General features: G+C 62.9%; 21 protein-coding genes and 1 pseudogene. 10 read left to right on the top strand and 12 right to left on the bottom strand.

Going from position 1 to position 25,508, the window contains the following annotated elements; translation table 11 throughout:
- The first annotated feature begins 154 nt into the window (after positions 1 to 154).
- The gene (locus XcyCFBP4188_RS12980) at positions 155 to 2,023 is read left to right on the top strand and encodes a methyl-accepting chemotaxis protein (RefSeq protein ID WP_104592267.1); all 1,869 of its coding nucleotides are present in this window, start codon (positions 155 to 157) and stop codon (positions 2,021 to 2,023) included.
- A 261-nt stretch (positions 2,024 to 2,284) separates the two neighbouring features.
- On the opposite strand, the gene XcyCFBP4188_RS12975 is transcribed toward XcyCFBP4188_RS12980, so the two are convergent.
- The 4 genes from XcyCFBP4188_RS12975 to rluD form a co-directional block, all read right to left on the bottom strand.
- The gene (locus tag XcyCFBP4188_RS12975) at positions 2,285 to 2,710 is read right to left on the bottom strand and encodes a thiol-disulfide oxidoreductase DCC family protein (RefSeq protein ID WP_074058069.1); all 426 of its coding nucleotides are present in this window, start codon (positions 2,708 to 2,710) and stop codon (positions 2,285 to 2,287) included.
- Between the two features lie 70 nt (positions 2,711 to 2,780).
- Positions 2,781 to 3,305, bottom strand: coding sequence for a DUF4166 domain-containing protein (locus tag XcyCFBP4188_RS12970; RefSeq protein WP_006450714.1), 525 nt, complete (start codon positions 3,303 to 3,305; stop codon positions 2,781 to 2,783).
- A 2-nt stretch (positions 3,306 to 3,307) separates the two neighbouring features.
- Complete coding sequence (gene pgeF / locus XcyCFBP4188_RS12965) at positions 3,308 to 4,123, bottom strand: peptidoglycan editing factor PgeF (RefSeq protein ID WP_006450713.1); 816 nt, start codon at positions 4,121 to 4,123, stop codon at positions 3,308 to 3,310.
- Position 4,124: 1 nt separating this feature from the next.
- Positions 4,125 to 5,120 (bottom strand): 23S rRNA pseudouridine(1911/1915/1917) synthase RluD, encoded by a 996-nt coding sequence (gene rluD / locus XcyCFBP4188_RS12960; protein WP_006450712.1) that lies wholly within the window; start codon positions 5,118 to 5,120, stop codon positions 4,125 to 4,127.
- 119 nt (positions 5,121 to 5,239) lie between these two features.
- Here rluD and XcyCFBP4188_RS12955 point away from each other — a divergent pair, with 119 nt between their 5' ends.
- Positions 5,240 to 6,121 (top strand): outer membrane protein assembly factor BamD, encoded by an 882-nt coding sequence (locus XcyCFBP4188_RS12955; RefSeq protein WP_006450711.1) that lies wholly within the window; start codon positions 5,240 to 5,242, stop codon positions 6,119 to 6,121.
- Between the two features lie 440 nt (positions 6,122 to 6,561).
- Positions 6,562 to 7,535: pseudogene (locus tag XcyCFBP4188_RS12950) on the top strand (hypothetical protein).
- A 19-nt stretch (positions 7,536 to 7,554) separates the two neighbouring features.
- Here the strand turns inward: XcyCFBP4188_RS12950 and XcyCFBP4188_RS12945 are convergent.
- The 3 genes from XcyCFBP4188_RS12945 to XcyCFBP4188_RS12935 all read right to left on the bottom strand — a co-directional run bounded on the left by XcyCFBP4188_RS12945 (position 7,555) and on the right by XcyCFBP4188_RS12935 (position 11,272).
- The gene (locus XcyCFBP4188_RS12945) at positions 7,555 to 9,195 is read right to left on the bottom strand and encodes an NAD+ synthase (RefSeq protein ID WP_006451882.1); all 1,641 of its coding nucleotides are present in this window, start codon (positions 9,193 to 9,195) and stop codon (positions 7,555 to 7,557) included.
- 208 nt (positions 9,196 to 9,403) lie between these two features.
- The gene (locus XcyCFBP4188_RS12940) at positions 9,404 to 10,225 is read right to left on the bottom strand and encodes an MBL fold metallo-hydrolase (protein ID WP_201765981.1); all 822 of its coding nucleotides are present in this window, start codon (positions 10,223 to 10,225) and stop codon (positions 9,404 to 9,406) included.
- A gap of 402 nt (positions 10,226 to 10,627) precedes the next feature.
- Complete coding sequence (locus XcyCFBP4188_RS12935) at positions 10,628 to 11,272, bottom strand: DsbA family protein (RefSeq protein WP_104592266.1); 645 nt, start codon at positions 11,270 to 11,272, stop codon at positions 10,628 to 10,630.
- 117 nt (positions 11,273 to 11,389) lie between these two features.
- On the opposite strand from XcyCFBP4188_RS12935, the gene XcyCFBP4188_RS12930 reads away from it, so the two are divergent.
- Entirely contained in the window at positions 11,390 to 12,295 is a 906-nt protein-coding gene (locus tag XcyCFBP4188_RS12930; protein WP_006450730.1) for a LysR family transcriptional regulator, read from the top strand.
- Positions 12,296 to 12,517: 222 nt separating this feature from the next.
- Here the strand turns inward: XcyCFBP4188_RS12930 and sucD are convergent, their stop codons facing one another.
- Together sucD and sucC are read right to left on the bottom strand one after the other, a co-directional pair.
- The gene (sucD, locus tag XcyCFBP4188_RS12925) at positions 12,518 to 13,393 is read right to left on the bottom strand and encodes a succinate--CoA ligase subunit alpha (protein ID WP_006450729.1); all 876 of its coding nucleotides are present in this window, start codon (positions 13,391 to 13,393) and stop codon (positions 12,518 to 12,520) included.
- 24 nt (positions 13,394 to 13,417) lie between these two features.
- Positions 13,418 to 14,587 (bottom strand): ADP-forming succinate--CoA ligase subunit beta, encoded by a 1,170-nt coding sequence (gene sucC / locus XcyCFBP4188_RS12920; protein ID WP_006450728.1) that lies wholly within the window; start codon positions 14,585 to 14,587, stop codon positions 13,418 to 13,420.
- A gap of 232 nt (positions 14,588 to 14,819) precedes the next feature.
- Between sucC and XcyCFBP4188_RS12915 the strand changes: the two genes are divergently transcribed.
- Positions 14,820 to 16,433, top strand: a complete 1,614-nt coding sequence (locus XcyCFBP4188_RS12915; RefSeq protein ID WP_006448368.1) for a sensor histidine kinase — start codon at positions 14,820 to 14,822, stop codon at positions 16,431 to 16,433.
- Positions 16,434 to 16,578: 145 nt separating this feature from the next.
- A complete protein-coding gene (locus tag XcyCFBP4188_RS12910) occupies positions 16,579 to 17,973 on the top strand; it encodes a sigma-54-dependent transcriptional regulator (RefSeq protein WP_006448366.1) in 1,395 nt (464 codons plus the stop codon).
- Between the two features lie 341 nt (positions 17,974 to 18,314).
- Here the strand turns inward: XcyCFBP4188_RS12910 and pilB are convergent, their stop codons facing one another.
- The 3 genes from pilB to XcyCFBP4188_RS12895 form a co-directional block, all read right to left on the bottom strand.
- The gene (gene pilB / locus XcyCFBP4188_RS12905) at positions 18,315 to 20,051 is read right to left on the bottom strand and encodes a type IV-A pilus assembly ATPase PilB (protein WP_104592264.1); all 1,737 of its coding nucleotides are present in this window, start codon (positions 20,049 to 20,051) and stop codon (positions 18,315 to 18,317) included.
- A gap of 64 nt (positions 20,052 to 20,115) precedes the next feature.
- On the bottom strand, positions 20,116 to 20,547 hold the full coding sequence (locus XcyCFBP4188_RS12900; RefSeq protein WP_043907066.1) for a pilin: 432 nt from the start codon (positions 20,545 to 20,547) through the stop codon (positions 20,116 to 20,118).
- A gap of 76 nt (positions 20,548 to 20,623) precedes the next feature.
- A complete protein-coding gene (locus tag XcyCFBP4188_RS12895) occupies positions 20,624 to 21,040 on the bottom strand; it encodes a pilin (RefSeq protein WP_006448362.1) in 417 nt (138 codons plus the stop codon).
- Between the two features lie 350 nt (positions 21,041 to 21,390).
- Here XcyCFBP4188_RS12895 and XcyCFBP4188_RS12890 point away from each other — a divergent pair, with 350 nt between their 5' ends.
- The 4 genes from XcyCFBP4188_RS12890 to XcyCFBP4188_RS22865 all read left to right on the top strand — a co-directional run bounded on the left by XcyCFBP4188_RS12890 (position 21,391) and on the right by XcyCFBP4188_RS22865 (position 25,446).
- Positions 21,391 to 22,647, top strand: a complete 1,257-nt coding sequence (locus XcyCFBP4188_RS12890) for a type II secretion system F family protein (RefSeq protein WP_043907071.1) — start codon at positions 21,391 to 21,393, stop codon at positions 22,645 to 22,647.
- A gap of 6 nt (positions 22,648 to 22,653) precedes the next feature.
- The gene (locus XcyCFBP4188_RS12885; RefSeq protein WP_002812278.1) at positions 22,654 to 23,517 is read left to right on the top strand and encodes a prepilin peptidase; all 864 of its coding nucleotides are present in this window, start codon (positions 22,654 to 22,656) and stop codon (positions 23,515 to 23,517) included.
- A 13-nt stretch (positions 23,518 to 23,530) separates the two neighbouring features.
- Entirely contained in the window at positions 23,531 to 24,142 is a 612-nt protein-coding gene (gene coaE / locus XcyCFBP4188_RS12880; RefSeq protein ID WP_104592263.1) for a dephospho-CoA kinase, read from the top strand.
- A 182-nt stretch (positions 24,143 to 24,324) separates the two neighbouring features.
- Entirely contained in the window at positions 24,325 to 25,446 is a 1,122-nt protein-coding gene (locus XcyCFBP4188_RS22865; RefSeq protein WP_160113178.1) for an RHS repeat domain-containing protein, read from the top strand.
- Positions 25,447 to 25,508 lie beyond the last annotated feature (62 nt).

The raw sequence follows: 25,508 nt of genomic DNA, 5'->3' as shown, positions 1-25,508 counted from the left end.
AATCACATCGGCGATTGCGTCCGCTTAGCGCCCACATTCCGACGAACGGCAATTTCACGCCGTCATGATTCGGGCTCAGCCGCCGATACCCCCATTGCAGCGTATTTCCTGCCGGACGCAGACCCATCCCAGATCACCTAGTCGGACCCAGCCTATGTTGCCTTCACACGATGCCACCGCTGCCCCTCGCCCATCTGCCGGCAGGAGCCTTGCGCGTGCCACCGGAATGGCCTGGCTTCCCGCCGCCGCGCACATCGGGCTGCTGGTACTGCTGACGCTCTACGCCGCCACGTTGGTGCCCGGTGGTTTTTGGAGCGGGCTGGGACGGATGTTGCCGGCACTGCTGGTGGTGGGCATCGCCAGTGCAGGGCTGTGGTGGTGGTCGCGCCGTCGCACCAGCGCACAGTTGCAGCAGGCAATCGGCGTGGTCGCGGCGATGGGCGATGAGCGCTTCCAGCGCGTGGAGCTGCGCAATGCCTCCGGCGAGCTTGCGCCGTTGCTGCATGCGCTGCAGGCGACCCAGGACAAGCTGGCCATCCGCATCGACGTGATGGAACAAGGCCTGCGCCATGGCCAGTTCGTGATCAAGGCGCTGGACGATCTGGACACCATGATCCGCATCGCCGACGACGACGGCCAGGTGCTGTTCGCCAATCGCAAATTGCTCGCGATGCTCAAGCTGATCGAGCCGGATGTGCAGAGCTTCCGCCCCAGCTTCCATGCCGAAGGCTTCGTCGGCGGCAGCATCGGCGACATCTACCCGGACAGCCAGGCGGCGATCGACCGCATGCGCGCATTGACCGCTTCCAAAGCGGTGCGCGCGCCGTTCTTCGGCCGCCAGATCGACTTCGTCTACAGCCCCATCATCGCCGCCGACGGCACCAAGCTGGGCACCATCGCGCAGTGGATGGACGTCACCGCGCAGGTCAACGCAGAGCAGGCGCTGATCCAGATCATCGATGCAGCCGCCGTCGGCGATTTCAGCCGGCGCATGCAGATGGACGGCATGGACGGTGTCCTGCTGTCGCTGGCCCAGGGCATCAACCGCATCTACGACTCGGTGGAAACCCACCTGGCCGCGTTGGCACGCGTGATCGGCGCCATGGCCGAAGGCGACCTCACCCAGCGTGTGGAGGGCGATGCGCACGGCATCTTTGCGCGCCTGCGCGACGACACCAACCAGACCGTGCTCCGTCTGACCGAAATCATCGGCGGCATCCAGGTTGCCTCCGACACCATTCGCCAGGCCGCGGTGGAAATCGCTGCCGGCAACACCGATCTGTCCGAACGCACCGAGCAACAGGCCGCCAACCTCGAAGAAACCGCCAGCTCCATGGAAGAACTCACCTCCACCGTGAAGCAGAATGCGGAAAGCGCGCTGCAGGCCAATCGTCTGGTGGTGGGCACCGGCGAAGTGGCGCAGAGCGGCGGCCAGGTAATGGACGATGTGGTCGCTACGATGAGCCAGATCAGCACCGCCTCGCGCAAGATCGGCGAGATCATCGGCGTCATCGACGGCATCGCCTTCCAGACCAATATCCTGGCGCTCAACGCCGCAGTGGAAGCCGCACGCGCGGGCGAACAGGGCCGTGGTTTCGCCGTGGTCGCCTCGGAAGTGCGCGCATTGGCACGGCGCTCGGCCGATGCGGCCAAGGAGATCAAGACGCTGATCGCCGACTCCACCGACAAGGTCGAACTGGGCTCGGGCCTGGTGCACCGCGCCGGCGCGACCATGCGCGAGATCGTCGGCTCGGTCAAACACGTCACCGACATCATGAGCGAGATCACCGCCGCCAGCGCCGAGCAATCCAGCGGCATCGAACAGGTCAACCGCACGGTCGCGCAACTGGACGAAGTCACCCAACGCAACGCCGCGCTGGTGGAAGAAGCCACCGCCGCTGCACGCAGCCTGGAAGAACAGGCAGTGGAACTGGCCGATGCGGTGTCGATCTTCCGCCTGCAGCCTGCCCACAGCGGCAACGCAAACGTAGTGCGTGCAAGTTTTGGAAACGCGGCGGCGTAAGCGGCCGTCACGGAATCACCGTAGGAGCGCACCTGGGCGCGACGGGCTTTAGCGGTAACGCCCATCGCGCCCAGGTGCGCTCCTACGACAAGCAAATGTGCCGGTCCGCAGTTCCAGATCCAGCACATGCGACCGAATAACCAGCCATCGTGAAAATCGGCGCGCTATCGTAGGAGCGTGCTTGCGCGCGATGGGCGTTACCGCTAAAGCCCATCGCGCACAAGTGCGCTCCTACGCGGAGCTCGCTCGCTTAGATAAGCGCTAATCAAGAAACCGTGCACGCTGCTCGGGGCTTGGCAACATGCAATGCTCGGTGCGACCGAACCAGCGGTAGCGATTGCGTGCGATCAGGCGATAGCCGATGTCGCGCACACCGCTGGGCACCACGCGCAACACCGTGGCCAGCCGCCAGATGCCGCCTAACCCAGCCAGGACCCGCACGATCGCATCGCTGTCGGTCCACGCACCGCTGGCATCCACCAGCAGAAACGACAACGGGTCGTCCGGATCCAGACCGTGCTGCAACAACAGCGCGCGTCCGGCCTGGCCCTGCATTGCGGCAAAGCGATAACGCCCACGCCGATCGTGACGCAGCAGAAATTTGACCCAGCCATTGCACAGCAGACACACGCCATCGAACACGATGGTCGCGCGCGCTTCGCCTGGCTTACCGCAGGGCGGCTCCACGCGAGGCGGCTCCGAGTGAGAAGGCTCCGAGTGAGGCAGCTCCAAGTGAGGCACCTCAACGAGCGACGGATCAACGCGGTTCAAGCCAACCGTCGTAGCGAATGAACGGGCCCACCAGCGGCAGGTGCACGTCGACCAGAAATCCATAGCGGCCAGCGTCGGCATGCTCGCGGCAACGCACCTGCTCGAACCAGCGCGCAGGCAGCGGAATCCAGCCGAACGCCCACACCCGGGTGGCCTGCCAGTACAGCGACTGCGTATCGGCGTGCAGCGCGAATTCGAAGCGCACCGCGCCCAGATGTTCGCGCAAGCCGTTGCCGTGCCGCCACAAGCGCGAGTGCATCGGCAGGCCGGCAAAACAGCGATGCCAGCGCTCGCCATTCGCGTTGGCAAGAAATTCCACTTCGACCTCCACTTCGCCGCTGCGCAACAACCGGCTCAGCAACGCCAGCACTGGCACCAACAGATGGCGACCGCGCTGGATCTGCGCCAGACCGACGAAGGTCTGCCGCTGCTGCACCGAATGCAACGCACGCACCGGCGCAGGCAGCTGCGCGAAGGCGCCCTGCCCCAGCACCTGCGCGAACAACGGCATGCTCAGGGCGCGATCCAGGCCAGCGTGGCCATGCGCCCGCTGCGGCGGTCGCGACGATGCGAGAAGAAGCGTTGCGGGTCGGAAATGGTGCACAATCCGCCACCATGGATGGCGCCAGCCGCCACACCGGCCTGCTGCAGGCGCTGACGCGCCAAGGCATACAGATCCACCAACCAGTGCCCCGGGCGCGTGGCGACAAATGCGCTCTGCGCCTGCGCATCGTGCGCGACGAAGGCGTCGAACACGTCCTGCCCGATTTCGTACACCTGCGGTCCCGCTGCCGGCCCCAACCATGCCATCACGTGCTGCGGCGGCGTGCGCATGGCCGCCACGCTGCGCTCCAGCATGCCGTCGGCCAACCCGCGCCAGCCTGCATGTGCGGCGGCGACTTCGCTGCCATCGCCAGCTGCCAGCACGACCGGCAAACAATCGGCAGTGAGGATCGCCAGCACCACACCTGGCACGTCGGTCACCGAAGCATCGGCAACCGCTTCCCGCGCACCCGGCGCGCCATCGTCCGCGGCACTGATCGGCTCGCCGGTCGCAACCGGCGGCGCAGCGAAGCGCACCACCTCCACCCCATGCACCTGGCGCAGCCAGTGCGGCGTGCTGGGCAGTGCCAGCGCCTCGACCAGCAGCGCCCGGTTGCGCTCCACCCGCTCCGGCACGTCGCCGTCGGCAGCGTTGCGATTGCCGAGGTTGAGTGTGTCGAACGGCGCCTGCGATTCGCCCAGGCCGTAACGCAGTGTAGTCAGTGCGTGGATGCGCGGCGGTGCCGGCCAGTTGGCCGGCAACACGAACGGCACGACGGCTGCCACCTTAGCGGCGTGCCTGCTCGGCGGCGCGCACGCTGTCTTCGCGCAGCGCGGTCATCAGCCGCTGCAGATCCACCGGCACCGGCGCGCTGGCACGCACCGGCTCGCCGCTGACCGGATGCAGGAATTCCAGGGTTTCGGCATGCAACGCCTGGCGCTTGAAGGTGCGCAATTCATGCACCAATTCGTCGCTGGCGCCCTTGGGCAGCTTGAGCGCGCCGCCGTACAGCGGGTCGCCGACGATCGGCGATTTCAGATGTGCCATATGCACGCGAATCTGATGGGTGCGCCCGGTTTCCAGGCGGCATTCCAGCGCGGTGTGCGCACGGAAGCGCTCGCGCAGGCGGTAGTGGGTGACCGCATCGCGGCCGTCGTCGCGCACCGCCATCTTCAGCCGATCGCGCGGGTGGCGGTCGATCGGCGCATTGGCGGTGCCGCCGGAGACCAGCGCCCCCACCACCACCGCCAGATACTGGCGATGCACATCGCGCGCGGACAGCTGCTCCACCAGCGCGGTCTGCGCCTGCACGGTGCGCGCCACCACCATCACGCCGCTGGTGTCCTTGTCCAGACGATGCACCACGCCGGCACGCGGCACGGCCGCAAGCGCCGGGTCGCGGAACAGCAGCGCGTTGACCAGGGTGCCGTCCGGGTTTCCGGCGCCCGGGTGGACCACCAGCCCGGCCGGCTTGTCGATCACCAGCACCTGGTCGTCTTCGTACAACACGCTCAGCGGAATGTCCTGCGGCTCGGAATGGGTCTGGATTTCCAGCACCACCTGCACCTGCACGCTCTCGCCGCCGCGCAAGGTGTCGCGCGGACGCGCCATTTCGCCGTTCAGCAGCGCATCGCCGGATTTGATCCACTCCGACAACCGCGAGCGCGAGAATTCGGGGAACAGCTCGGCCAGCACTGCGTCGAAACGGCGCCCTGCGGCGTTGTCGGGCACGATGGCCTGACGGATGGACGGGTCGAGGGGTTCGGCAGATGGGTCGGACATGGACACAGGCACTCAGGCAAAAGCGGGAATTTGGGGTCCGGGCGGCGGGAGTCAGTCGCCGGACAGGCCACTAGGCTATCATCGCGCTCTCGTTTTCCTGATGCGTCCTGCCCAGACCCATGATCCGACGGTCCACGTTTTCCGCGCCTGCGCGCCTGATTGCCCTCATGCTGGTAATGGCGTTCGTCGTCACCGGTTGCCACCGCGGCGCCAAGAACAAGAATCCCGACGAGGGCATGCCGGTCGAGCAGCTGTACGGCAAGAGCCACGGTCTGATGGAGAAAGGCAACTGGGCCGGCGCTGAAGCCAGCTACAAGCGCCTGATCGCCCAGTACCCGTATGGCCCGTACACCGAGCAGGCGATGATCGAGACTGCCTATGCGCAGTACAAGGCCGGCAAGCACGACGACACCGTCTCCAGCGTCGACCGCTTCATCCGTACCTACCCGACCCATCGCAACATCTCGTATCTGTATTACCTGCGCGGGCTGGCCAACAGCAATCGCGACACGGTGTTCCTGCGCCGCGTGTGGTCGCTGGACCCGAGCCGTCGCGATCTGTCCTCGCCGCAGCAGGCCTACAACGACTTCAACACCGTCACCGACCGCTATCCGAACAGCCGTTACGCGCCGGATGCGCGCAAGCGGATGATCGAACTGCGCGACGTGTTCGCCCAGCATGAGCTGGACAACGCGCTGTACTACCTGCGCCGCAATGCCTGGGTCTCGGCGGCCGGTCGTGCCAATTACCTGCTGGAAACCTATCCGCAGAGCGCCTACCAGTACGATGCGGTCGCGGTGCTGGCCGAGGCCTATACGCATCTGGGCAACAAGACCCTGGCCGCCGACGCGCGCCGCGTGCTGGAACTCAACAGCCCGCAGCATCCGTGGCTGACCGGCAACTGGCCGAAGTACCCGTGGGCCATCCGCAAGCTCAACCCGTTCGCTGGCGAGAAATCCGCCGCCAGCGGCGAGCGCAACTCGCAGATGAGTCGCGACTAAGTTTGCGTCATAGCTGCTTCTAAATGCAGTCAGAAGCTCAGCTCAAACGCTGAGCCGATCGAGGGCGCGATGCCTTCACCAGAGAGTGAGTCGGTGCTTTGTTGAAAACATGCACACCGACCATCTCGACTGGTCCTTGCCCGCCCACCGTCGCGGGACCTTACGCGGCATGGATGCCGCGTAAGAGCTTACAAGGACGTACTTGCAGCGTGTCCCGCGATGGTGGGCGGGCAAGGGCCCTGCAGCCATGTCGCAGATCGACGGCTCTGCAGCCAGGCCGCAGAGCAGTGGCCCGCTCAATTCACCTGTCTGCCGACACAGCGGTGGACTCTGCGCAAATCCAGGAACCGGCGCCAGATCACCTAACAGCCGCGATTGGCTGCCTATACTCGACCCCGAAGAAGATCCGACTCCCCACCGGCGCCAGCCAAGGAGGCCGCATGTCTCGCTCCATCGTCTTGTCGATGCTCGCGCTGTTGCTGGCGACACTGACCGCGACCGCTACTGCGGCGCCCATCGTCTACGGCGTCAACGCCCACGACAATCGCCCCGGCTACCCCCCCAGGCCGAGGCACGCTTCAAGCTGCTGGCCGCGCGCAACCTGCGCAGCTACCGGTTCGATGTGGACCCGCGCGATTACGCAACGCTGGATACCCTGATCCCGCTGGCGCGTCAGTACGGAATCACGCTGCGCCCGATGGTCTACCCGATGTCGCGCGAGATCGGCTACCAGCTGGCGCGGCGCTATGCGGCCGACATCAAGGTCTGGGAGATTGGCAACGAACAGGATCTGGTGCGCGCCGAGGCCGATGCCCGCATCGCCGCAATGACCACGATGTACCTGGGCATGCGCCAGGCCTCCAACGAACTGGGCGCGGGCCTGCGCTTCACCATCAACATCACCGCCTGCAACAGCGACGACCGCAGCGCCAACGCACGCTGCCCGGGCGATCGCAATGGCTCGCTGTGGTTTCTTGCCAAGGCCAAGGCGGCAGGTTTCAACTTCGACCACATCAGCTTCCACTACTACGCCTTCCACCACGACGCCGGCTACTGGACCGAGTTGTATCTGGGCCAGCTGCGCACTGCCGCGCAGACCTACAACACGCCGATATTCTTCAACGAGCTGAACTGTGCCGAGATCTACACCGGCAATACCACCGGCGGTGCGGCAGGCGATCGCGGCTGCTACGACAGCCTGGCGCAGTTGCTAAGCAACGTGCGCGCCAACTATGCCGATGTGGTGGCCGAAGTGAACGTGTACGAATTGCTGGACCAGACCACGATCCAGGGCGCCGAAGGCCACTTCGGCCTGATGTACGACCTGGCGCGGCCCAAGCCGACCCTGGACCTGCTCACCCGCTTCGCGCAACCGCCGGCCACCGCAGCGGCAGCCGGCGCGCCCGGCTACTGACCGGAATAAGCCAATCGGGCTACTGACCGGAGTAGCCATTGGTGATCGGGTAACGCCGCTCGCGACCGAAGGCGCGCCGCGACACCTTCGGCCCGGGCGCGGACTGATGGCGCTTCCACTCGTTGAGCCGCACCAGCCGCAGCACGTGTTCCACCGTATCGGCGGCATAGCCGGCCGCAACGATGTCGTCGCGCGACTGCTCCTGATCGACGTAGCGGTACAAGATGCCGTCGAGCACGTCGTAGGGCGGCAGCGAATCCTGGTCGGTCTGGTTGTCGCGCAACTCGGCCGAGGGCGGGCGCGAAATCACTGCCGGCGGAATCACCGGCGCGCCGCCCACGGTATTGCGCCATTTGGCCAGGCCGAACACCTCGGTCTTGTACAGGTCCTTGAGCGGGGCATAGCCGCCGCACATGTCGCCGTAGATGGTCGCGTAACCCACTGCGTATTCGCTCTTGTTGCCGGTGGTCAACAACAGCCCGCCGAACTTGTTGGACAGCGCCATCAGGATCACCCCGCGGCTGCGCGACTGCAGGTTTTCTTCGGTGACATCCGGCTGGGTACCCTCGAACAGTGGGCCGAGTGCGGCGAGCAGGCCTTCGAACGCCGGCTCGATCGCAATGGTTTCCAGCTTGACGCCCAGCGCGCGGCATTGCTCGTCGGCCAGATCGTTGGAAAGATTGGCGGTGTAGCGCGACGGCAGCCGCACCGCGGTGACGTTGTCGCCCCCCAGCGCATCGACCGCCATCGCCAGCACCAGCGCCGAATCGATGCCGCCGGACAAGCCCAGCCACACCTTGGTAAAGCCATTCTTGCGGCAATAGTCCTGCAGCCCGCGCACCACCGCGCGCCAGGCCAATGCGTCCATGCTCTCGTCGCCATCGTCCACCCACACCACCGGAGTGAAGCTGCGCTCGCCGGCGGCGTAGTCCACCACCAGCCACTGATCGACGAAGGCAGCAGCGGCCGGATGCACGGTACCGTCGGCATCGGCAACCACCGATGCGCCGTCGAACACCAGCGCATCCTGCCCGCCGACCACGTTGAGATAGGCAATCGCCGCCCCGCTCTCGCGGGTGCGCTCGGCCAACAAGGCATCGCGCTGCGCGTGCTTGCCGCGCTCGTACGGCGAGGCATTGGGCACCAGCACCAGCTCGGCGCCGGCCTGCACGGTCCCTGCGAGCGGCTCGGCAAACCACAGGTCCTCGCAGATCACCACGCCCACCTGCACGCCCTTGACCGTGACCACGCAGTTGTCGCCATCCGGGTCCACGTCGAAATAGCGGCGCTCGTCGAACACCGCGTAGTTGGGCAACTCGCGCTTGCGATAGGTCGCCGCAATGCTCCCGTCGCGCAACACGCTGGCTGCGTTGTAGACCACGCTGCCGGCACTCTGCGGCCAGCCGACCACCGCGACAATCCCGCGCGTGTTGGCAGCGATGCGTGCCAGCGCTTCTTCGCAATGCGCGAGAAACCCTGGCCGCAGCAGCAGATCTTCCGGTGGGTAGCCGCTGATCGCCAGCTCGGGAAACAGCACGATGTCTGCCCCGAACTCGTCGCGCGCTGCCGCGATGAACTCGATGATGCGATCGGTATTGCGCGCCACGGCACCGACCGGGAAGTCGAACTGCGCCATGGCGATGCGAAGGGTCTGGGACATGGGAAGGCCTATGCGGATGCAACTGGAGAGGCGTGGCTGTGCCGCATCCCGCAAGAGACCGGGATGCAGATCGGCGTTGCCGCCAAGCCTGCATTATTCCAGATGTGCGCCGGCGTGCAGGGATCTGCTGCTGTACCGGCGTTTCTTGTCCGCTGCGTTTTTGAACGTGGCGCGCACGATCTCCAGCCACCTCGTCATGTCATCGGCATCAGCCCCACTGCATCTCGCCGGTGGCGACCTTGGCGCCGATCTGCAATGCCACCGCCATGCCGGCATCGGGATAACGCGCAGTCATGGCCTTGATCAGGTCGGCACTGTTGCTGTGCCTGGCCAGCTCTTCTTCGAAGGCCAGCAGATAATCGCGCGTATAGGTGATGGCCGATACATCGATTGGCGCGCCCGGCACCATGTGCCCGGGCACGACGACCGATGGCTGCCGCGCCGCCATGCTGTCCAGCGTCTTGCGCCAGGCGGCACGCCCTTCGGCACCGCGCGTGTCGGCCGTCCACACATGCGTGCCGGAGAACACCAGCACCCCACCGACGATCGCCTTGAGCGCCGGCACCCATACGTAGCGCCGATTGGCCAGACCGTCGGCATCGACGATCTCCAGTGCGTGATCTTCCAGGGTGAGCGTAGGGCCGTCGAAGACCTCCGGCATCACGATGTCGGCCAGGGTCTGCGGGCCGTTTTCCTTCAGCTGCGGGCCCCAGGTGGCCAGCTTCTTTTCGACATTGCCCTTGATCGCCGCGATGGTGGTCGGGGCGGCGATGACGCGCGCCTTGGGGAAGGCGGCCTTGATCGGCGCCAGGCTGAAGTAATAGTCCGGGTCGCTCTGGCTGATGTAGATGGTGGTCAGCGTCTTGCCGCTGGCACGGATCGCCTCGGCAAGCGCCTTGCCGTCGGGCAGCGTAAAGCCGCCATCGATCAGCACTGCATCGCGCGCGCCGGAAATCAGCACCGGCGCGCGGAAGAACCCATGTTCGCCAGCGGGGAAATGGTGATAGGTCAGTGTGGTCTGTGCAGCCATGGCGGTATTCGCTCCAAGGACGGCCGTCGCGACACTCGCAACAGCCAGGGTTTTGATGACGTCTCGTCGGGTTGGCATTGGTTGGGGCCTCTTGAAAAGTGATGGATTGGAAGTTGAGTTGGAATTGGCTGGGAGCGCGCGTACAAAGCAACGCCTGGGCCGGCGCAGCACGTGCGCCCGTACCCTTATCCGGCGCTACGCGCCACCTTCTCCCGGCGGGAGAAGGGAGCCAGAGCCCCTCTCCCGCCGGGGCACCAGGGCACCGCACACGTGCCACTGACGCGTGTGCCTTGGTGCGCCCGCACCACTGGCGCGGGCCGGGGCGCGGAGCGGGGGGTTGGGGTGAGGGTGCGGCGGAAGACAGCCAACCCAATGGCAAGAAAACCACTTGCCCAGGACGACTTAAGAACACCCAGCATCCAACTGCCGCAAGACTAAATCGGGGTCCCCATAACCCGCCCCAACATCCAACAACCAGCGTGCACCGGACGACTGCGCAACCAAGGTCGGGACGCCACGCGCACCGAACTCCTGCAGCAGTGACTGCGCCTTGTCGATACGCGCCTGCGTCAGCGCAAGCAGCTGCGCATCCGGCGCGGCGATCTGCTCCGCCGCCTGCACTAAACCAAGCGATTCCAGCAGGCCAGCCAGCGTGCCCAATGCAGTCACATCACCGCCCTCCACATAACGCGCTTTTTGAATCGCCCCCAGCACCTGCAACTCGCGCGAGGGGTCGATGCGCGCCACCGCCGTCAGCGCCAGCGTCGCCAGGCCGCTGTCGAAGCGCTGCTGACGATCGCCGAGCACGCGCTGACGATACTGCTCGCTGAAAACCTGGCCGGTCAGCTGCGCAATGCGCTGATCGTTGGACCAGGCGTAGCCGGCGAAGGTGTCGTCCATTGCCCTGGCGCCAGCGCCCAGAAACAGGCCGGCGGGCAGCAATTCCAGGGTGACATCGGCCCGCGCCTGCAACGCCGAGACCACGGCCGTCGCGCCGTAGCACCAGCCGCACAGCGGGTCATAGAGGTAGTGAACAGTGGTGGACATGGCGGCGGCATCCAGTGGCGATGGACGCATCCTAGGCCGCTCCCGTTGACTCTTAAATCCATCCGCAATAAACATACCGTATGCCAACAACATACAATCGAACCGAGTCCGGCCCCGGTGGCCTGGGCAATCTGCGCCGGCTGGCGTATTTCGTCGCTGTGGTGGAAACCGGCTCGTTTAACGGCAGCGGCCGAGCGCCTGGGCATCACCAAGGCGGTGGTGAGCCAGCAGGTCGCCCGCCTGGAACGCGAATGCCGCACCTCGCTGTTGGTGCGCACGACCCGCAAGGTGCGCACCACCGAACTCGGGCAGGCGTTCTACCAGCGCTGCGCGGCGATCCTGCGCGATACCGACGACGCCTTCGACGCACTGACCGACACCGCCGCCGAACCGTCCGGCCTGCTCAGGCTCACCGCACCGCTGGACTACGGCGTACGCGTAGTGGTGCCGGCGATCGCGGCCTTCACCCGGCGCTATCCGGCCTGCAAGGTCGATGCGATCCTCAGCGACCAGACCCTGGACCTGATGACGGCCAACATCGAGCTTGCGATCCGCGTCGGCTGGCTGGCCGAAAGCAGCCTGCAGGCACGCAAGATCGGTGCGTTCCGGCAGTTGCTGGTCGCGCCTTCCACGATGACTACGCAACTGGCCGGGCTCACTGCGCCGCAGGACATCGCCGCACTGCCGTTCGTCGCCAACACGGCCTTGCGCGATCATCAGCGCTGGCACTTCGCGCATGCCACGCATGCGCCGCAGAGTGTGGACGTGCAGCCCGGCATCTTTCTCGACGCCACCCTTGCCGTACGCGAAGCGGTATGCCAGGGCGCGGGAATCTCGGTACTGCCGGATTATGTGGTCGCCGACGATCTGGCCGCAGGTCGTTTACTGCATGTGCTGCCGCAGTGGCAGTTGCCGTCTGGTGGTATCCACGCGGTGTTCCCGGCAACGCGCTTTCGACCGGCAAAAGTGCGTGCGTTTGTGGATCTGTTGCTTGCGCTCAATGCGCAACAGCACGAGCTTTGAATTGAACGCTGCAAAGCCGCTCGAATCCGCCGCTAAGCCGCGACAGGCAACGGCGGCCGGCGAAGGCGCTGGCACAACCCAGCCATTGGCCAGCGGAAATGGCTACGTCGGCCATTGCCACAAACGGCCAGCCACAGGCGGCTGACTATAAATAGCTAGCCACAAAAAAGGCCGCCCGAAGGCGGCCTTTCTGACGCTCACACGCTTGCGCGCGCAGCGTGCTTACTTCACCAGCGCAGCAATCGCCGCACCCAGATCGCCCGGCGAACGGACGGTCTTGACGCCGGCAGCTTCCATCGCCGCGAACTTGCCTTCGGCCGTGCCCTTGCCGCCCGATGCGATCGCACCGGCGTGGCCCATGCGCTTGCCGGCCGGAGCCGAGGCACCGGCGATGAAGCCGACGACCGGCTTCTTCACGAACTGCTTGATGTACTCGGCACCGGCTTCCTCGGCGTCGCCGCCGATCTCGCCGACCATGATGATGCCTTCGGTCTGCGGGTCTTCGTTGAACAGCTTGAGGCAGTCGACGAAGTTCAGGCCGTTGATCGGGTCGCCACCGATCCCGATACAGGTGCTCTGGCCCAGGCCCACTTCGGTGGTCTGCTTGACCGCTTCATAGGTCAGGGTGCCCGAACGCGACACGATGCCGATCTTGCCCGGCTTGTGGATGTGGCCCGGCATGATGCCGATCTTGCACTCGCCCGGGGTGATCACGCCGGGGCAGTTCGGCCCGATCAGCACGGTGTCCGGATGGGCACGGGTCAGCACGTTCTTGACGCGCAGCATGTCCAGCACCGGGATGCCCTCGGTGATGCACACGATGACCTTGATGCCGGCCGCAGCCGCTTCCAGGATCGCATCAGCCGCATACGGCGGCGGCACGTAGATCACCGACGCGTCAGCGCCGGTGGCAGACACAGCATCGGCCACGGTGTTGAACACCGGCAGGTCGATATGCGTGGTGCCGCCCTTGCCGGGGGTCACGCCGCCGACGACCTGGGTGCCGTACTCGATCATCTGAGTGGCGTGGAAGGTGCCCTGCTGGCCAGTGAAGCCCTGCACGATCACCTTGGTGTTCTTGTTAATCAAAACGGACATGGATAGTTCCTTCGGTGTCGTGAATCAGGCGGCGTTCTTGACAGCTTCAACGACTTTCTTGGCACCGTCGTTGATGTTGTCGGCCGGGATGATGGCCATGCCGCTGTCGCGCAGCAGCTGCTTGCCTTCTTCCACGTTGGTGCCTTCCAGGCGCACCACGACCGGAACCTTGACGCCCACTTCCTTGACCGCAGCGATGATGCCCTCGGCAATCATGTCGCAGCGAACGATGCCGCCGAAGATGTTGACGAAGATGCCTTCGACCTTGTCCGAGGACAGGATCAGCTTGAACGCTTCGATGACGCGCTGCTTGTTGGCACCGCCGCCCACGTCCAGGAAGTTCGCCGGCTCGCCGCCGTTGAGCTTGATCACGTCCATGGTGGCCATGGCCAGGCCTGCGCCGTTGACCATGCAACCGATGTTGCCGTCCATGGTGACGTAGTTGATGTCCAGCTCGGACGCGGTCACTTCGGTCTCGTCTTCCTGCGTCTTGTCGCGCATGGCGACCAGCTGCTTCTGACGGAATGCGGCGTTGTCGTCGCTGTCGAACTTGCCGTCCAGCGCATACAGGTTGCCGTCGTCCAGGATCGCCAGCGGGTTGATTTCAACCAGCGCCAGGTCCTTTTCGTTGAACAGCTTGTACAGGTTCACCATGATGCTGGCGAACTGGCCGGCCTGCTTGGCGGTCAGGCCGAGCTTGAAGCCGAAATCACGGCCGTGATAGCCCTGCACGCCTTCGACGAAATCGACGTTGAGCGCGTGGATCAGTTCCGGGGTTTCGGCGGCGACCTGCTCGATTTCCACGCCGCCTTCCGAAGAAGCGATGTAGGTGATGGTCTTGGTGCCACGGTCGACCAGCACCGACAGGTACAGCTCCTTGACGATCTCACCGGCGGTGGTCACCAGCACCAGGTTGATCGGCAGCTCGACGCCGGCGGTCTGATAGGTGGACATCTTGGTGCCGAGCATCTTGGCTGCTGCGGCCTTCACATCGTCGGTGGTCTTGCAGAACTTGACGCCGCCAGCCTTGCCGCGGCCGCCCGCGTGGATCTGCGCTTTCACCATCCAGGGGCCCTTGCCCAGGGAATTGGCGGCTTCGACCGCTTCGTCCGGAGTAGCCGCGACCTTACCGGCCGGGACGGGAATGCCGTACTCGGCAAGCAGCTGTTTTGACTGGTATTCGTGGAAATTCATGCGTCACCGTGGGAAAAGGAAACGACCGCTGCGTGCAACGCAGACCGCCAGGGCGGCACGTCAAGAGACGCGAACGGGCCGCCTATTGTGGCTGACCGCGCCGTGCGGCGCAAAATTCGGCGATATTGCCGGCCCGATTGCAGCGCTTGCACGCAGCGCCGCAGTGTGCACACGTGCTACGTAAACCGCGCACCTGCCTATACTCGCGGCTCGTTCCAGCGGGGGAATCGGTTTGCCATCCAGCGCATCGCTTATCGACCGGTTCCAGTCAGCGCCGCAGCGCGAGCTGTACTTTTTTTCGCTGTACCGGGTGCTGGTGGCCGGCCTGATCGCCGCACTGGTGTTCAGCCCCTTGTCCGATGCCATCCCCGAGCCGCGCTACCCGCGGCTGGCAGCAGGGGTCGCGATCGGTTATCTCTGCATGGCCGTGCCGCTGCTGTTCTGGGGCCGCAGCGAGCGCCGCCTGACCACCACCGTGTTCTGCTCGGTGCTAGCCGACATCCTTGCCGCTACCCTGGCCACGCACGCGCTGCCCGGCGCCAGTGCCGGCATCGCGATGATGTTGCTGTTCAATGTCGCCGCTGCCTCGCTGCTGCTGCGCCTGCGCTACGGCATGAGCATCGCGGTGCTCGCCAGCGGCGCCATCGTGCTGGAATACCTGTGGACCCTGCTCGAAGGCGGCGGCGCCGCCCGCCCGGTGGCCGAACTGGCCATGTTCGCCACCAGCTACGTCGCGGTGGCCTTCATCTGCGAACAGATCGGCTCGCGCGCGCGCCGCAACCAGGTGCTGGCGGAAGAACGCGGCGCGCAGGTGGCCAATCTCTACGAAATCAACGAACTGATCATCCGCCGCATGCGCACCGGCGTGCTGGTGGTCGATACGCACAACCACATCACCCTGGCCAACGAAGCGGCACTGGCGCTGCTGGGCGATGGCGACCAGCGCAACGCCCCGGCCGACCTGTCGCTGGCCGCACTCACCCCGGAACTGGCGCGCCGCCTGCAACGCTGGCGCAGCGGCTGGCGCGAGGAAGAGGCCCCACTGCAACTGGGCGCCGACCGCCCGGAAGTGCAGCCGCGCTTCGTGCGCCTGCTCGCCGACAGCGACCTGGTACTGATCTTTCTGGACGACGCCACGGTGGTCTCGCGCCGCGCCGAATCGCTCACCTTGTCGGCAATGGGGCGCTTCTCGGCCAGCCTGGCGCACGAAATCCGCAACCCGCTCGCCGCAATCAGCTACGCCTCGCAACTGCTGGAAGAATCCCCGGACATCGGCGATGCCGACCGCCGCCTGCTGCAGATCATCCACCAGCAATGCCAACGCACCAACGGCATCGTCGAAAGCGTGCTCGCACTGGCCCGGCGCGAGCGCGCCAACCCGGACAATCTGGATCTGGCCGCATTCGTGCGCCGCTTCGTGGTCGAGTACCGGCAGACCCTGTCGATGGAAACCGACATCCTGGAGGCCAGCATCCAGGGCGCCTCGGTGCATGCGCTGGTCGACCCAAAGCATCTGCACCAGATCCTGACCGCCCTGGTGCACAACGCACTCAAGTACGGCCGGGTCATGGACGAACCGGCGCGGGTCAAGCTGCGCGTGGAGCGCCTGGAGCGCATGGCGGTGATCGATGTCATCGACCGCGGGCCCGGCATTCCGGAGACGGTGGCCGCACAACTGTTCCGCCCGTTCTACACCACCTCCGAGCACGGCACCGGGCTCGGCCTGTATATCGCCCAGGAACTGTGCCGCGCCAACCAGGCGCAACTGGATTACGTCTCTGTGCCGGGTGGCGGCGCGTGTTTCCGGATCCTGTTGCAGGGGCCCAATGGCTTGCTTGGGAAGTGAGTGATTGCTGCCCTGCATTGTCTGAAACTCGGATCCAAGGTGACAGCGCGACGCATTGATGGAAGGACGTGTGTGGTGGCTCTAAGTGGGCCCAAACCCCGACGACAATTGTCGTCCGTCATCGCGCTGGGCTATCGTGCGCACCATGAGCGAACCCAAAAGTGCCCTGGTTGTCGATGACGAGCGTGATATCCGCGAGTTGCTTGTTCTCACCCTGGGCCGGATGGGCCTGCGCATCAGCACTGCTGCCAATCTGGCCGAAGCGCGCGAGTTGCTGGCCAACAACCCCTACGACCTGTGCCTGACCGACATGCGCCTGCCAGACGGCAACGGCATCGAACTGGTCACCGAAATCTCAAAGCAATATCCGCAGACCCCGGTGGCGATGATCACCGCGTTCGGCAGCATGGACCTGGCGGTGGAAGCGCTGAAGGCCGGCGCGTTCGACTTCGTCAGCAAGCCGGTGGACATCAGCGTGCTGCGCGGCCTGGTCAAGCACGCACTGGAATTGAACAACCGCGACCGCCCCGCCCCGCCACCGCCACCGCCGGAACAGGCCAGCCGCCTGCTCGGCGACTCCAGCGCGATGCAAAGCCTGCGCGCCACCATCGGCAAGGTCGCACGCAGCCAGGCGCCGGTCTATATCGTCGGCGAATCGGGCGTGGGCAAGGAGCTGGTCGCACGCACCATCCACGAACAAGGCGCACGCGCCGCCGGCCCGTTCGTGCCGGTGAACTGCGGCGCCATTCCCGCCGAATTGATGGAGAGCGAATTCTTCGGCCACAAGAAAGGCAGCTTCACCGGCGCGCATGCCGACAAGCCTGGCCTGTTCCAGGCCGCGCATGGCGGTACGCTGTTTCTGGACGAAGTGGCCGAATTGCCGCTGCAGATGCAGGTCAAACTGCTGCGCGCCATCCAGGAGAAATCGGTGCGCCCGGTCGGCGCCTCCACCGAATCGCTGGTGGACGTGCGCATCCTCTCGGCCACCCACAAGGACCTCGGCGACCTGGTCTCCGACGGCCGTTTTCGTCACGACCTGTACTACCGCATCAACGTGATCGAACTGCGCGTGCCGCCCCTGCGCGAACGCAGCGGCGACCTGCCGCAACTGGCCGCCGCCATCATCGCGCGCCTGGCACGCAGCCACGGCCGCCCGATTCCGCTGCTGACCCAATCCGCACTCGACGCGCTGGACACATACGGTTTTCCCGGCAACGTACGCGAACTGGAAAACATCCTCGAACGCGCCCTGGCCCTGGCCGAAGACGACCAGATCAGCGCCAGCGATCTGCGCCTACCCGCCCACGGCGGCCACCGCCTCGCCGCCAGCCCCGGCAGCGCCGCCATCGAACCGCGCGAAGCCGTGGTCGACATCGACCCCGCCTCGGCCGCCCTGCCCTCTTACATCGAGCAACTCGAGCGCGCCGCGATCCAGAAAGCGCTGGAAGAAAACCGCTGGAACAAGACCAGAACCGCCGCGCAGCTAGGCATCACGTTTCGTGCGCTGCGCTACAAGCTAAAGAAGTTGGGGATGGAGTGAGGTTGGCTCGGGCGCCGAACGCGCTTGATTGAGCGCTCTACCTGATTGAGCGCTCTACCTTGATGCAGGAAGCGCTAGTCCCATCACTCAGCGAGCAACAGCGCAGTTCGCACTTGCAGGCCAGCCAATAGCGACGACGCCGAACTAAAGCGCACTCAGCAGCTCAACCCGGAAGAACACCTACACAGACAAGGCGCCGACCGCGCATACCCCAACGCAATCGGCCGATCCGCCCCTCCCTTCTCCCCTCGGGAGAAGGTGCCCGAAGGGCGGATGAGGGTACGTCGGCATAGCCGCTACAACCTTTCAACACTTAGTCAACGACAGAACCGGGCAACCACTCAATCCTTGGTCACCCGATTGATCTCAGCCAGGCTCGTCACCCCATGCGCCGCCTTCACCAGCGCCGACTGCCGCAAATCGCGGATGCCGATCCTCTGCGCCGCCTCGGCGATCTGCATCGCGTTGCCGCCTTCCAGCACGATCGCACCGATCTCGTCGGTCATCGGCATCACCTGGTAGATACCGGTACGGCCTTTATAGCCTTCGGTGCACTCGTCACAGCCGACCGCTTCGTATAGCTCGATACCGGAAGCGACCTGCTCTGCGGTGAATCCTTCGGCCAGCAGCGCATGCTCGGGAAGCGGCGCCTTGCGCTTGCAGTTGTTGCACAAACGCCGTGCCAGACGCTGCGCGATGACCAAGGTCACCGACGAGGTGATGTTGTACGGCGCAATGCCCATGTTCATCAGACGCGCGATGGTCTGCGGCGCATCGTTGGTGTGCAGCGTCGACAACACCATGTGCCCGGTCTGCGCCGCCTTGATTGCAATCTCGGCCGTCTCCAGGTCGCGGATTTCGCCGACCATGATGATGTCCGGATCCTGGCGCAGGAACGAGCGCAACGCCGCAGCAAACGTCATGCCGCGCTTGACGTTCTGCTGCACCTGATTGACGCCAGGCAAGCGGATTTCGACCGGATCCTCGGCCGTGGAGATATTGCGCGTCTCATCGTTGAGGATGCCCAGCGCCGTATACAACGACACCGTCTTGCCCGAACCGGTCGGCCCGGTCACCAGCACCATCCCGTAGGGCTTGTGAATCGCATCCAGGAACAGCTTCTGCTGATCCGCCTCGTAGCCCAGCTTCTCGATCCCCAGCTTGGCCGCACTGGCGTCCAGGATACGCAGCACAACCTTCTCGCCGAACAGGGTCGGCAAGGTACTGACACGGAAGTCGATCTGCTTGGTCTTGGACAGGTTGAGCTTGATACGCCCGTCCTGCGGCACCCGCTTCTCGGCGATGTCCAGCTGCGACATCACCTTCAGGCGCGCCGCGATGCGCTGGCTCAACTTCACCGGCGCCTTGGCCACATTCTTCAGCAGGCCATCGATGCGCAAGCGTACCCGGTAGTCGTCTTCGTACGGCTCGAAATGAATGTCCGAGGCTCCCCGCCGGATCGCATCCACCAGCACTTTGTTGACGAACTTCACCACAGGCGTGTCGTCGCCCTTGGCATCGACCCCGGAATCCCCGCCGGCGCCCATGTCCTCGTCCCCGGCCGACACGTCCAGGTCCCCCATATCGTCGTCGTCGTTGCCGAGCGACGCGCCCAGTGCGGCATTACTGGCCTGCCACTGCTCCAGGGTGCGCCGGATCTGGTCCTCATCGACCAGAATCGGCTCCACCACCAAGTTGGTATGGAACTTGATGTCGTCCAGCGCCCGGGTCTGGGTCGGATTGCTCACCCCCACGAACAACCGGTTGCCGCGCTTGAACAGCGGCAGCACCTGGTACTTCTGGAGCAATTCCTCGCTGACCAGCTTGACGGCGTTCTGGCTGGCGTCGAAGACCGACACATCCATCAACGGCATGCCGAACTCGACTGCATTAGCTGCAGCCAGCTGAGCGGCTGAAACTAGCTTTTTCTCAGCAAACCACTGTGGCAATGGAACTTTCGCCGACGCAGCTTGATCCATCGCAGACCGAGCAACAGACTCTTCAAGCGCACCATCTTGGACTAGACGACGCGCAATGCCGGTAATACCAACTAAATTTGCAGATGCACTCACGTTCATCACTTAATTCCGAGATGGCTCAGACTACAATTTTTAACGCCAGAGGCGCTAACTATGCCAAAGCTCAGGGGCAAGACGACGGCGAGAAGCGCTCTTTGTCGGCCGTAGTCAGATCGGTACTACATGACCATATTCCGTCCGCGCTTCTAGCCCAGGTTACTTTAGAACCGTTTACACGAGGATTCCCGCGGATGGTGCACTCTATGGCATGATCCTGAGAACCATCAGCATTTGGAGTGAGAACATTAATCGCGCTGCAGCGGTTTGCCGAGGCAACTGTTAATCCTATAGCAGCTGCGGACGTTAGCGCACTTCCGCCTCCATCGTTAAGAATAATTTCATAACGAGTCTTACCAGGGCTAATTTCCGCAAGGCCTGCAGCGACTTGAGATCGCGCGATATAAATTTGGTATTGCGGGACTGCGATCGACGCCATCACAGAGATGATCAAAACTACGACCATCAACTCTACCAATGTAAAGCCTTGTGCTCGCATTCCACTCCCGCAAACAATTTCCACTAAAAATCACAGAATAGAAAAGCCCCGCCATGCGGGGCTTTTGCAATCTCGATTAACCCTGGCAGGTTGAAGGAGCATACTTAAGCTTATCAGCAGTGGCCAACGTGGTCGAACAGGTCCACGTACCATCCGCAGCTCGGGTCCAGGAGATAGAAGCGGCGCCAACCTTCGGACTGGAATTCAACAAGGCACACGTGATAGCGCCAGTCTCACCCGGATTCGGGGTGCTGATCGTGCAACGGTTGGATGTCTTAAGACCGATGAGATCCGGAGTAATCGACGCCGCCTTGCCTTCGTTAACCATCACTTCGTACTGAGTCTTGCCAGGAGTGATCTCAGCCAAGGCTGCAGCAACTTGCGATTTGGCCACATAGTTTTGATACGCCGGCAGAGCAATCGCTGCCAAGATGGCAATGATGGCAACCACGATCATCAATTCAATTAACGTAAAACCTTGCTGCTTTTTCATAGGTATCCCCTAGAGTTGTTAAAGTTCCGCCCACGGGCCACTCCCTTTGGGCGCCGCGTAGCGCTTGCCACGTGCAGGGTATCTATAGCAGGACGCATGCCAACTTTTCATCGCACATCAAGATACCCCTAGAGTGGATCATGCGGCATATGGGGCTGGGCTTGTGGGTCACCTCGCCAAATTGGAACCCATTGCTAGCTAAGCCCTCAACGGTCAATAGGTGACGCAAAGCGTCACGTTCCACCAGCAATAAATGGCCGACTGAAAAGCAAGAAGGAAGATGCTAGCTATCTAAGAAAAGAGTAACATGGTGAGATATCTGCCTGGGGATGGTGGATGGGAGGTTCTATATGTCGGCAGTACGTAGTGCAGTCAAAGCCAAGCCTGCCTCACAGGCTGAACAGATGAGCCCATTTGTTTGGGAGGGGACAGACAAGCGCGGCGTCAAGATGAAGGGCGAACAGACCGCCCGTAATGCCAATTTGCTACGCGCAGAATTGCGGAGGCAAGGCATCACACCACTGATGGTCAAAGTGAAGCCCAAACCGCTATTTGGTGCTGCGGGCAAGAAAGTCTCCGCAAAGGATATCTCTTTCTTTAGTCGACAGATGGCCACAATGATGAAATCAGGTGTACCTATCGTAGGCGCACTGGAGATCATTGGCAGCGGACAGAAAAATCCACGCATGCGCAAAATGGTTGGGCAGATCCGTACCGATATCGAAGGAGGATCGTCGCTACATGAGGCCGTAAGCAAGCACCCAGTGCAGTTTGACGAGCTCTATCGGAACTTGGTCAAGGCAGGCGAAGGCGCAGGCGTGTTGGAAACTGTGCTGGACACTGTTGCTACTTATAAAGAGAATCTGGAAGCACTTAAGGGCAAGATTAAAAAAGCACTATTTTATCCAGCCATGGTCATGGCAGTAGCAATTCTGGTGAGTTCAATCTTGCTCGTCTGGGTCGTCCCCCAATTTGAAGACGTCTTTAAGGGCTTCGGCGCAGAGCTTCCCGCTTTTACCCAAATGATCGTCAACTTATCGCGTTTTATGGTGTCTTGGTGGTGGCTGATGTTGATCGTAGCCGTGGGCGCAATAGTGGGCTTTATCTTCGCGTATAAGCGCTCGCCAGCAATGCAACACGGCATGGATCGCTTGATCCTTAAAGTGCCGATCATTGGCCAGATCATGCACAACAGCTCTATCGCGCGTTTTGCTCGCACAACGGCCGTCACATTCAAAGCAGGCGTACCTCTAGTCGAGGCACTCGGTATTGTGGCCGGTGCTACAGGCAACTCTGTCTATGAAAAAGCGGTAATTCGCATGCGCGAAGACGTATCTGTGGGCTATCCCGTCAACATGGCGATGAAGCAAGTCAATCTGTTCCCTCACATGGTGGTGCAGATGACTGCCATCGGCGAAGAGGCCGGCGCCTTGGATGCCATGCTGTTCAAAGTGGCTGAGTACTTCGAGCAAGAGGTCAACAATGCTGTCGACGCGCTCAGCAGCCTGATCGAACCCCTGATCATGGTATTCATTGGTACCATCGTCGGCGGCATGGTCATCGGCATGTACCTGCCCATCTTCAAGCTCGCTTCGGTGGTTGGATAAGACGTAATGGCATTTCTCGACCAGCATCCCGGTCTCGGCTTTCCCGCCGCGGCCGGACTGGGACTGCTGATCGGCAGCTTCCTGAACGTGGTGATCCTGCGCTTGCCCAAGCGCATGGAGTGGCAGTGGCGGCGCGATGCGCGCGAGATCCTGGAACTGCCGGACATCTACGAGCCGCCGCCGCCCGGGATCGTGGTAGAGCCCTCGCATGACCCGGTCACCGGCGACAAGCTCAAGTGGTGGGAGAACATCCCCCTCTTCAGCTGGCTGATGTTGCGCGGCAAGTCGCGCTACAGCGGCAAGCCGATCTCGCTCCAGTATCCGCTGGTGGAGTTGCTGACTTCCATCCTGTGCGTGGCCAGCGTTTGGCGCTTCGGCTTCGGCTGGCAGGGCTTTGGCGCGATCGTGCTGAGCTGCTTTCTGGTGGCGATGTCGGGCATCGACCTGCGCCACAAGCTGCTGCCGGACCAGCTGACCTTGCCGCTGATGTGGCTGGGTCTGGTCGGCTCGATGGACAACCTCTATATGCCAGCCAAGCCCGCCCTCCTGGGCGCGGCGGTCGGCTATGTCTCACTGTGGACGGTGTGGTGGCTATTCAAACAGCTCACCGGCAAGGAAGGCATGGGCCACGGCGATTTCAAGCTGCTGGCCGCGCTGGGCGCCTGGTGCGGGCTGAAAGGCATCCTGCCGATCATCCTGATCTCCTCGCTGGTCGGCGCCATCCTGGGCTCGATCTGGCTGGTGGCCAAAGGCCGCGACCGCGCCACCCCAATCCCGTTCGGCCCCTACTTGGCCATTGCCGGCTGGGTGGTGTTCTTCTGGGGCAACGATCTGGTGGACGGCTACCTGCACTTCGCAGGCCTGCGTTGACCGGGGCACGACGATGAGCGACTTCATCGTCGGCCTCACCGGCGGCATCGCCTCCGGCAAGAGCGCGCTCGCCGCTGAGTTCGAGAAGCTGGGCGTGCCGGTGATTGATGCGGATGTCGTTGCGCGGCAGGTCGTGGAACCCGGCCCCATTCTTGATGCCATCGCCGATCGCTTCGGACGCGCCATCTTGTTGCCGGATGGCGCGCTAGATCGCTCCGCCTTGCGCCAAATTGTCTTTGCCGATCCACTTCAACGGAAGGCGCTCGAAGCCATCACTCACCCCGCCATCCGCGACGAACTGCGTCGCGCGGCACTGGCTGCCCGGGGATCGTACACCATCGTGGCGATCCCGCTGCTTGCCGAAGCCGGAGGACGTGCCACCTACCCGTGGCTGGACCGCATCCTAGTCGTCGATGTCCCGGCCGCCTTGCAGCATGCGCGCCTCATGCGCCGCGATGGCGCAACACCCGAATTGGCAAGTCGGATGATCGCCGCGCAGGCGGCGCGCGAACAGCGAAAAGCCATCGCCGACGATATTGTCAGCAATGAAAAGACTCCGGAGCGATTGGAGCAGATCGCGCGCAGGTTGGATGTTGCCTATCGGGTAGCCGCTTCAGAGCATTAGCGCTTGATCATAGACAGTGGTGGTGAGGCCGTGGTTGCAAATCCATGTCACGAGCATCGGAGAGACACGCTACTTTTTCGCGCTGCAGGAATGCGAACAATGCGCCCAGTGAGACTTCGGGCATAGTCGCAGTGAATTCCTCCCCTTATCCCGGCTTTATTTAGCAGTCAAGGAAGAAAGCAATGCACACCCAAAGCAATGATTCATCCGCCACCCCATTGAATGGGTCGTCGTTATTTTCTCAAAGGCGATTCACTGCAATCGCGCTACAACAAATATCAAGCCTTGTTTTAATGACGGCGCTTTGCTTTCCTACCTTTGCCGTACTCGCTCAAGACTTCGAAGTTAGCAAAATCCCACCACTGCCCGGTGAATTCAACCCTGAGATTGACAATTATGGAGCTGGCTGCCGAATCCTCCAATGTGGAGGACAAGGCAACGGGCTATGGAATGGACAGCCCGCATCAATCGTAGTTATCAGCTATACGGGGCCGGAAGGACCAGAACTTCGTCCATACACGGCGGCTGGTTTTTTAGCAGCAAATAATTGCACCACAGACAATTCCTCATGCCGACCTTCAAGCAGCGGTTATTTCCCTACATTACTGGCAAAACATTGGCAATGCCCAGCCGGATTCGATCCCAATCCAAACAACTTCATGACATGCATTCGTCGGCCAATTGATCCGGGAAAGAATAACGAATGTGACGCCTCAACATCTGGCTCTTGCACTGCGGGAAATCCGGTCAATTTTTTCACTGGCGCCAAACTACAAAAAGATATTGATTTCTCTGCGCCCGCAACCAAACTCCAATTCGTTCGCTTTTACACCAGCGGAAATATTGGGCTTGATGCCGGCTCTCCGCTAGGCATTGAGTGGCGGCACTCTTACATGCGGTCCATCAGAGCCAACTTAACGTCGGGCTCGAAAACCGTTCTGCTCACAAGACCAAGTGGCAACTCTTACTTGTTTAAGAACGAGGGAAGTGGCAAATGGCATGCAGAAAGCGACGTGCGCTACGCACTCGAGGAAGTTAGGGAGGACGGGGCGCTGGTCAACTGGCATGTCCACGCTCCCGATCAGACCATTGAAGAGTTTGATGCAGCTGGCAACTTGCAGAAAATTGACTACCCTGACGGCGATTTTGTAACCCTTCGCTATACAGAAGGAAAAATCTCAGCAGTGACTGATGCGACCGGACGGAGTCTTACTTTTGCATACAAATATGGGCATCTAGACTTTATCACGCTACCGGATGGGCAGAGCCTGACGTACGCTTTTGATACGCCCAGGGTTTCCTAGACATCTCAAGGCCATGGAAAATGGTCGATTCGGAGGTGTCTATGAGCAGCAAGCGATATACG

Origin of the sequence: Xanthomonas hortorum pv. cynarae (genome assembly GCF_002939985.1) — a bacterium.
In the GTDB taxonomy this organism is placed as follows: Bacteria; Pseudomonadota; Gammaproteobacteria; order Xanthomonadales; family Xanthomonadaceae; genus Xanthomonas; species Xanthomonas hortorum_D.
Note: the sequence above shows the minus strand (reverse complement) of the source record. Positions and strands in the feature narration are given on the sequence as shown.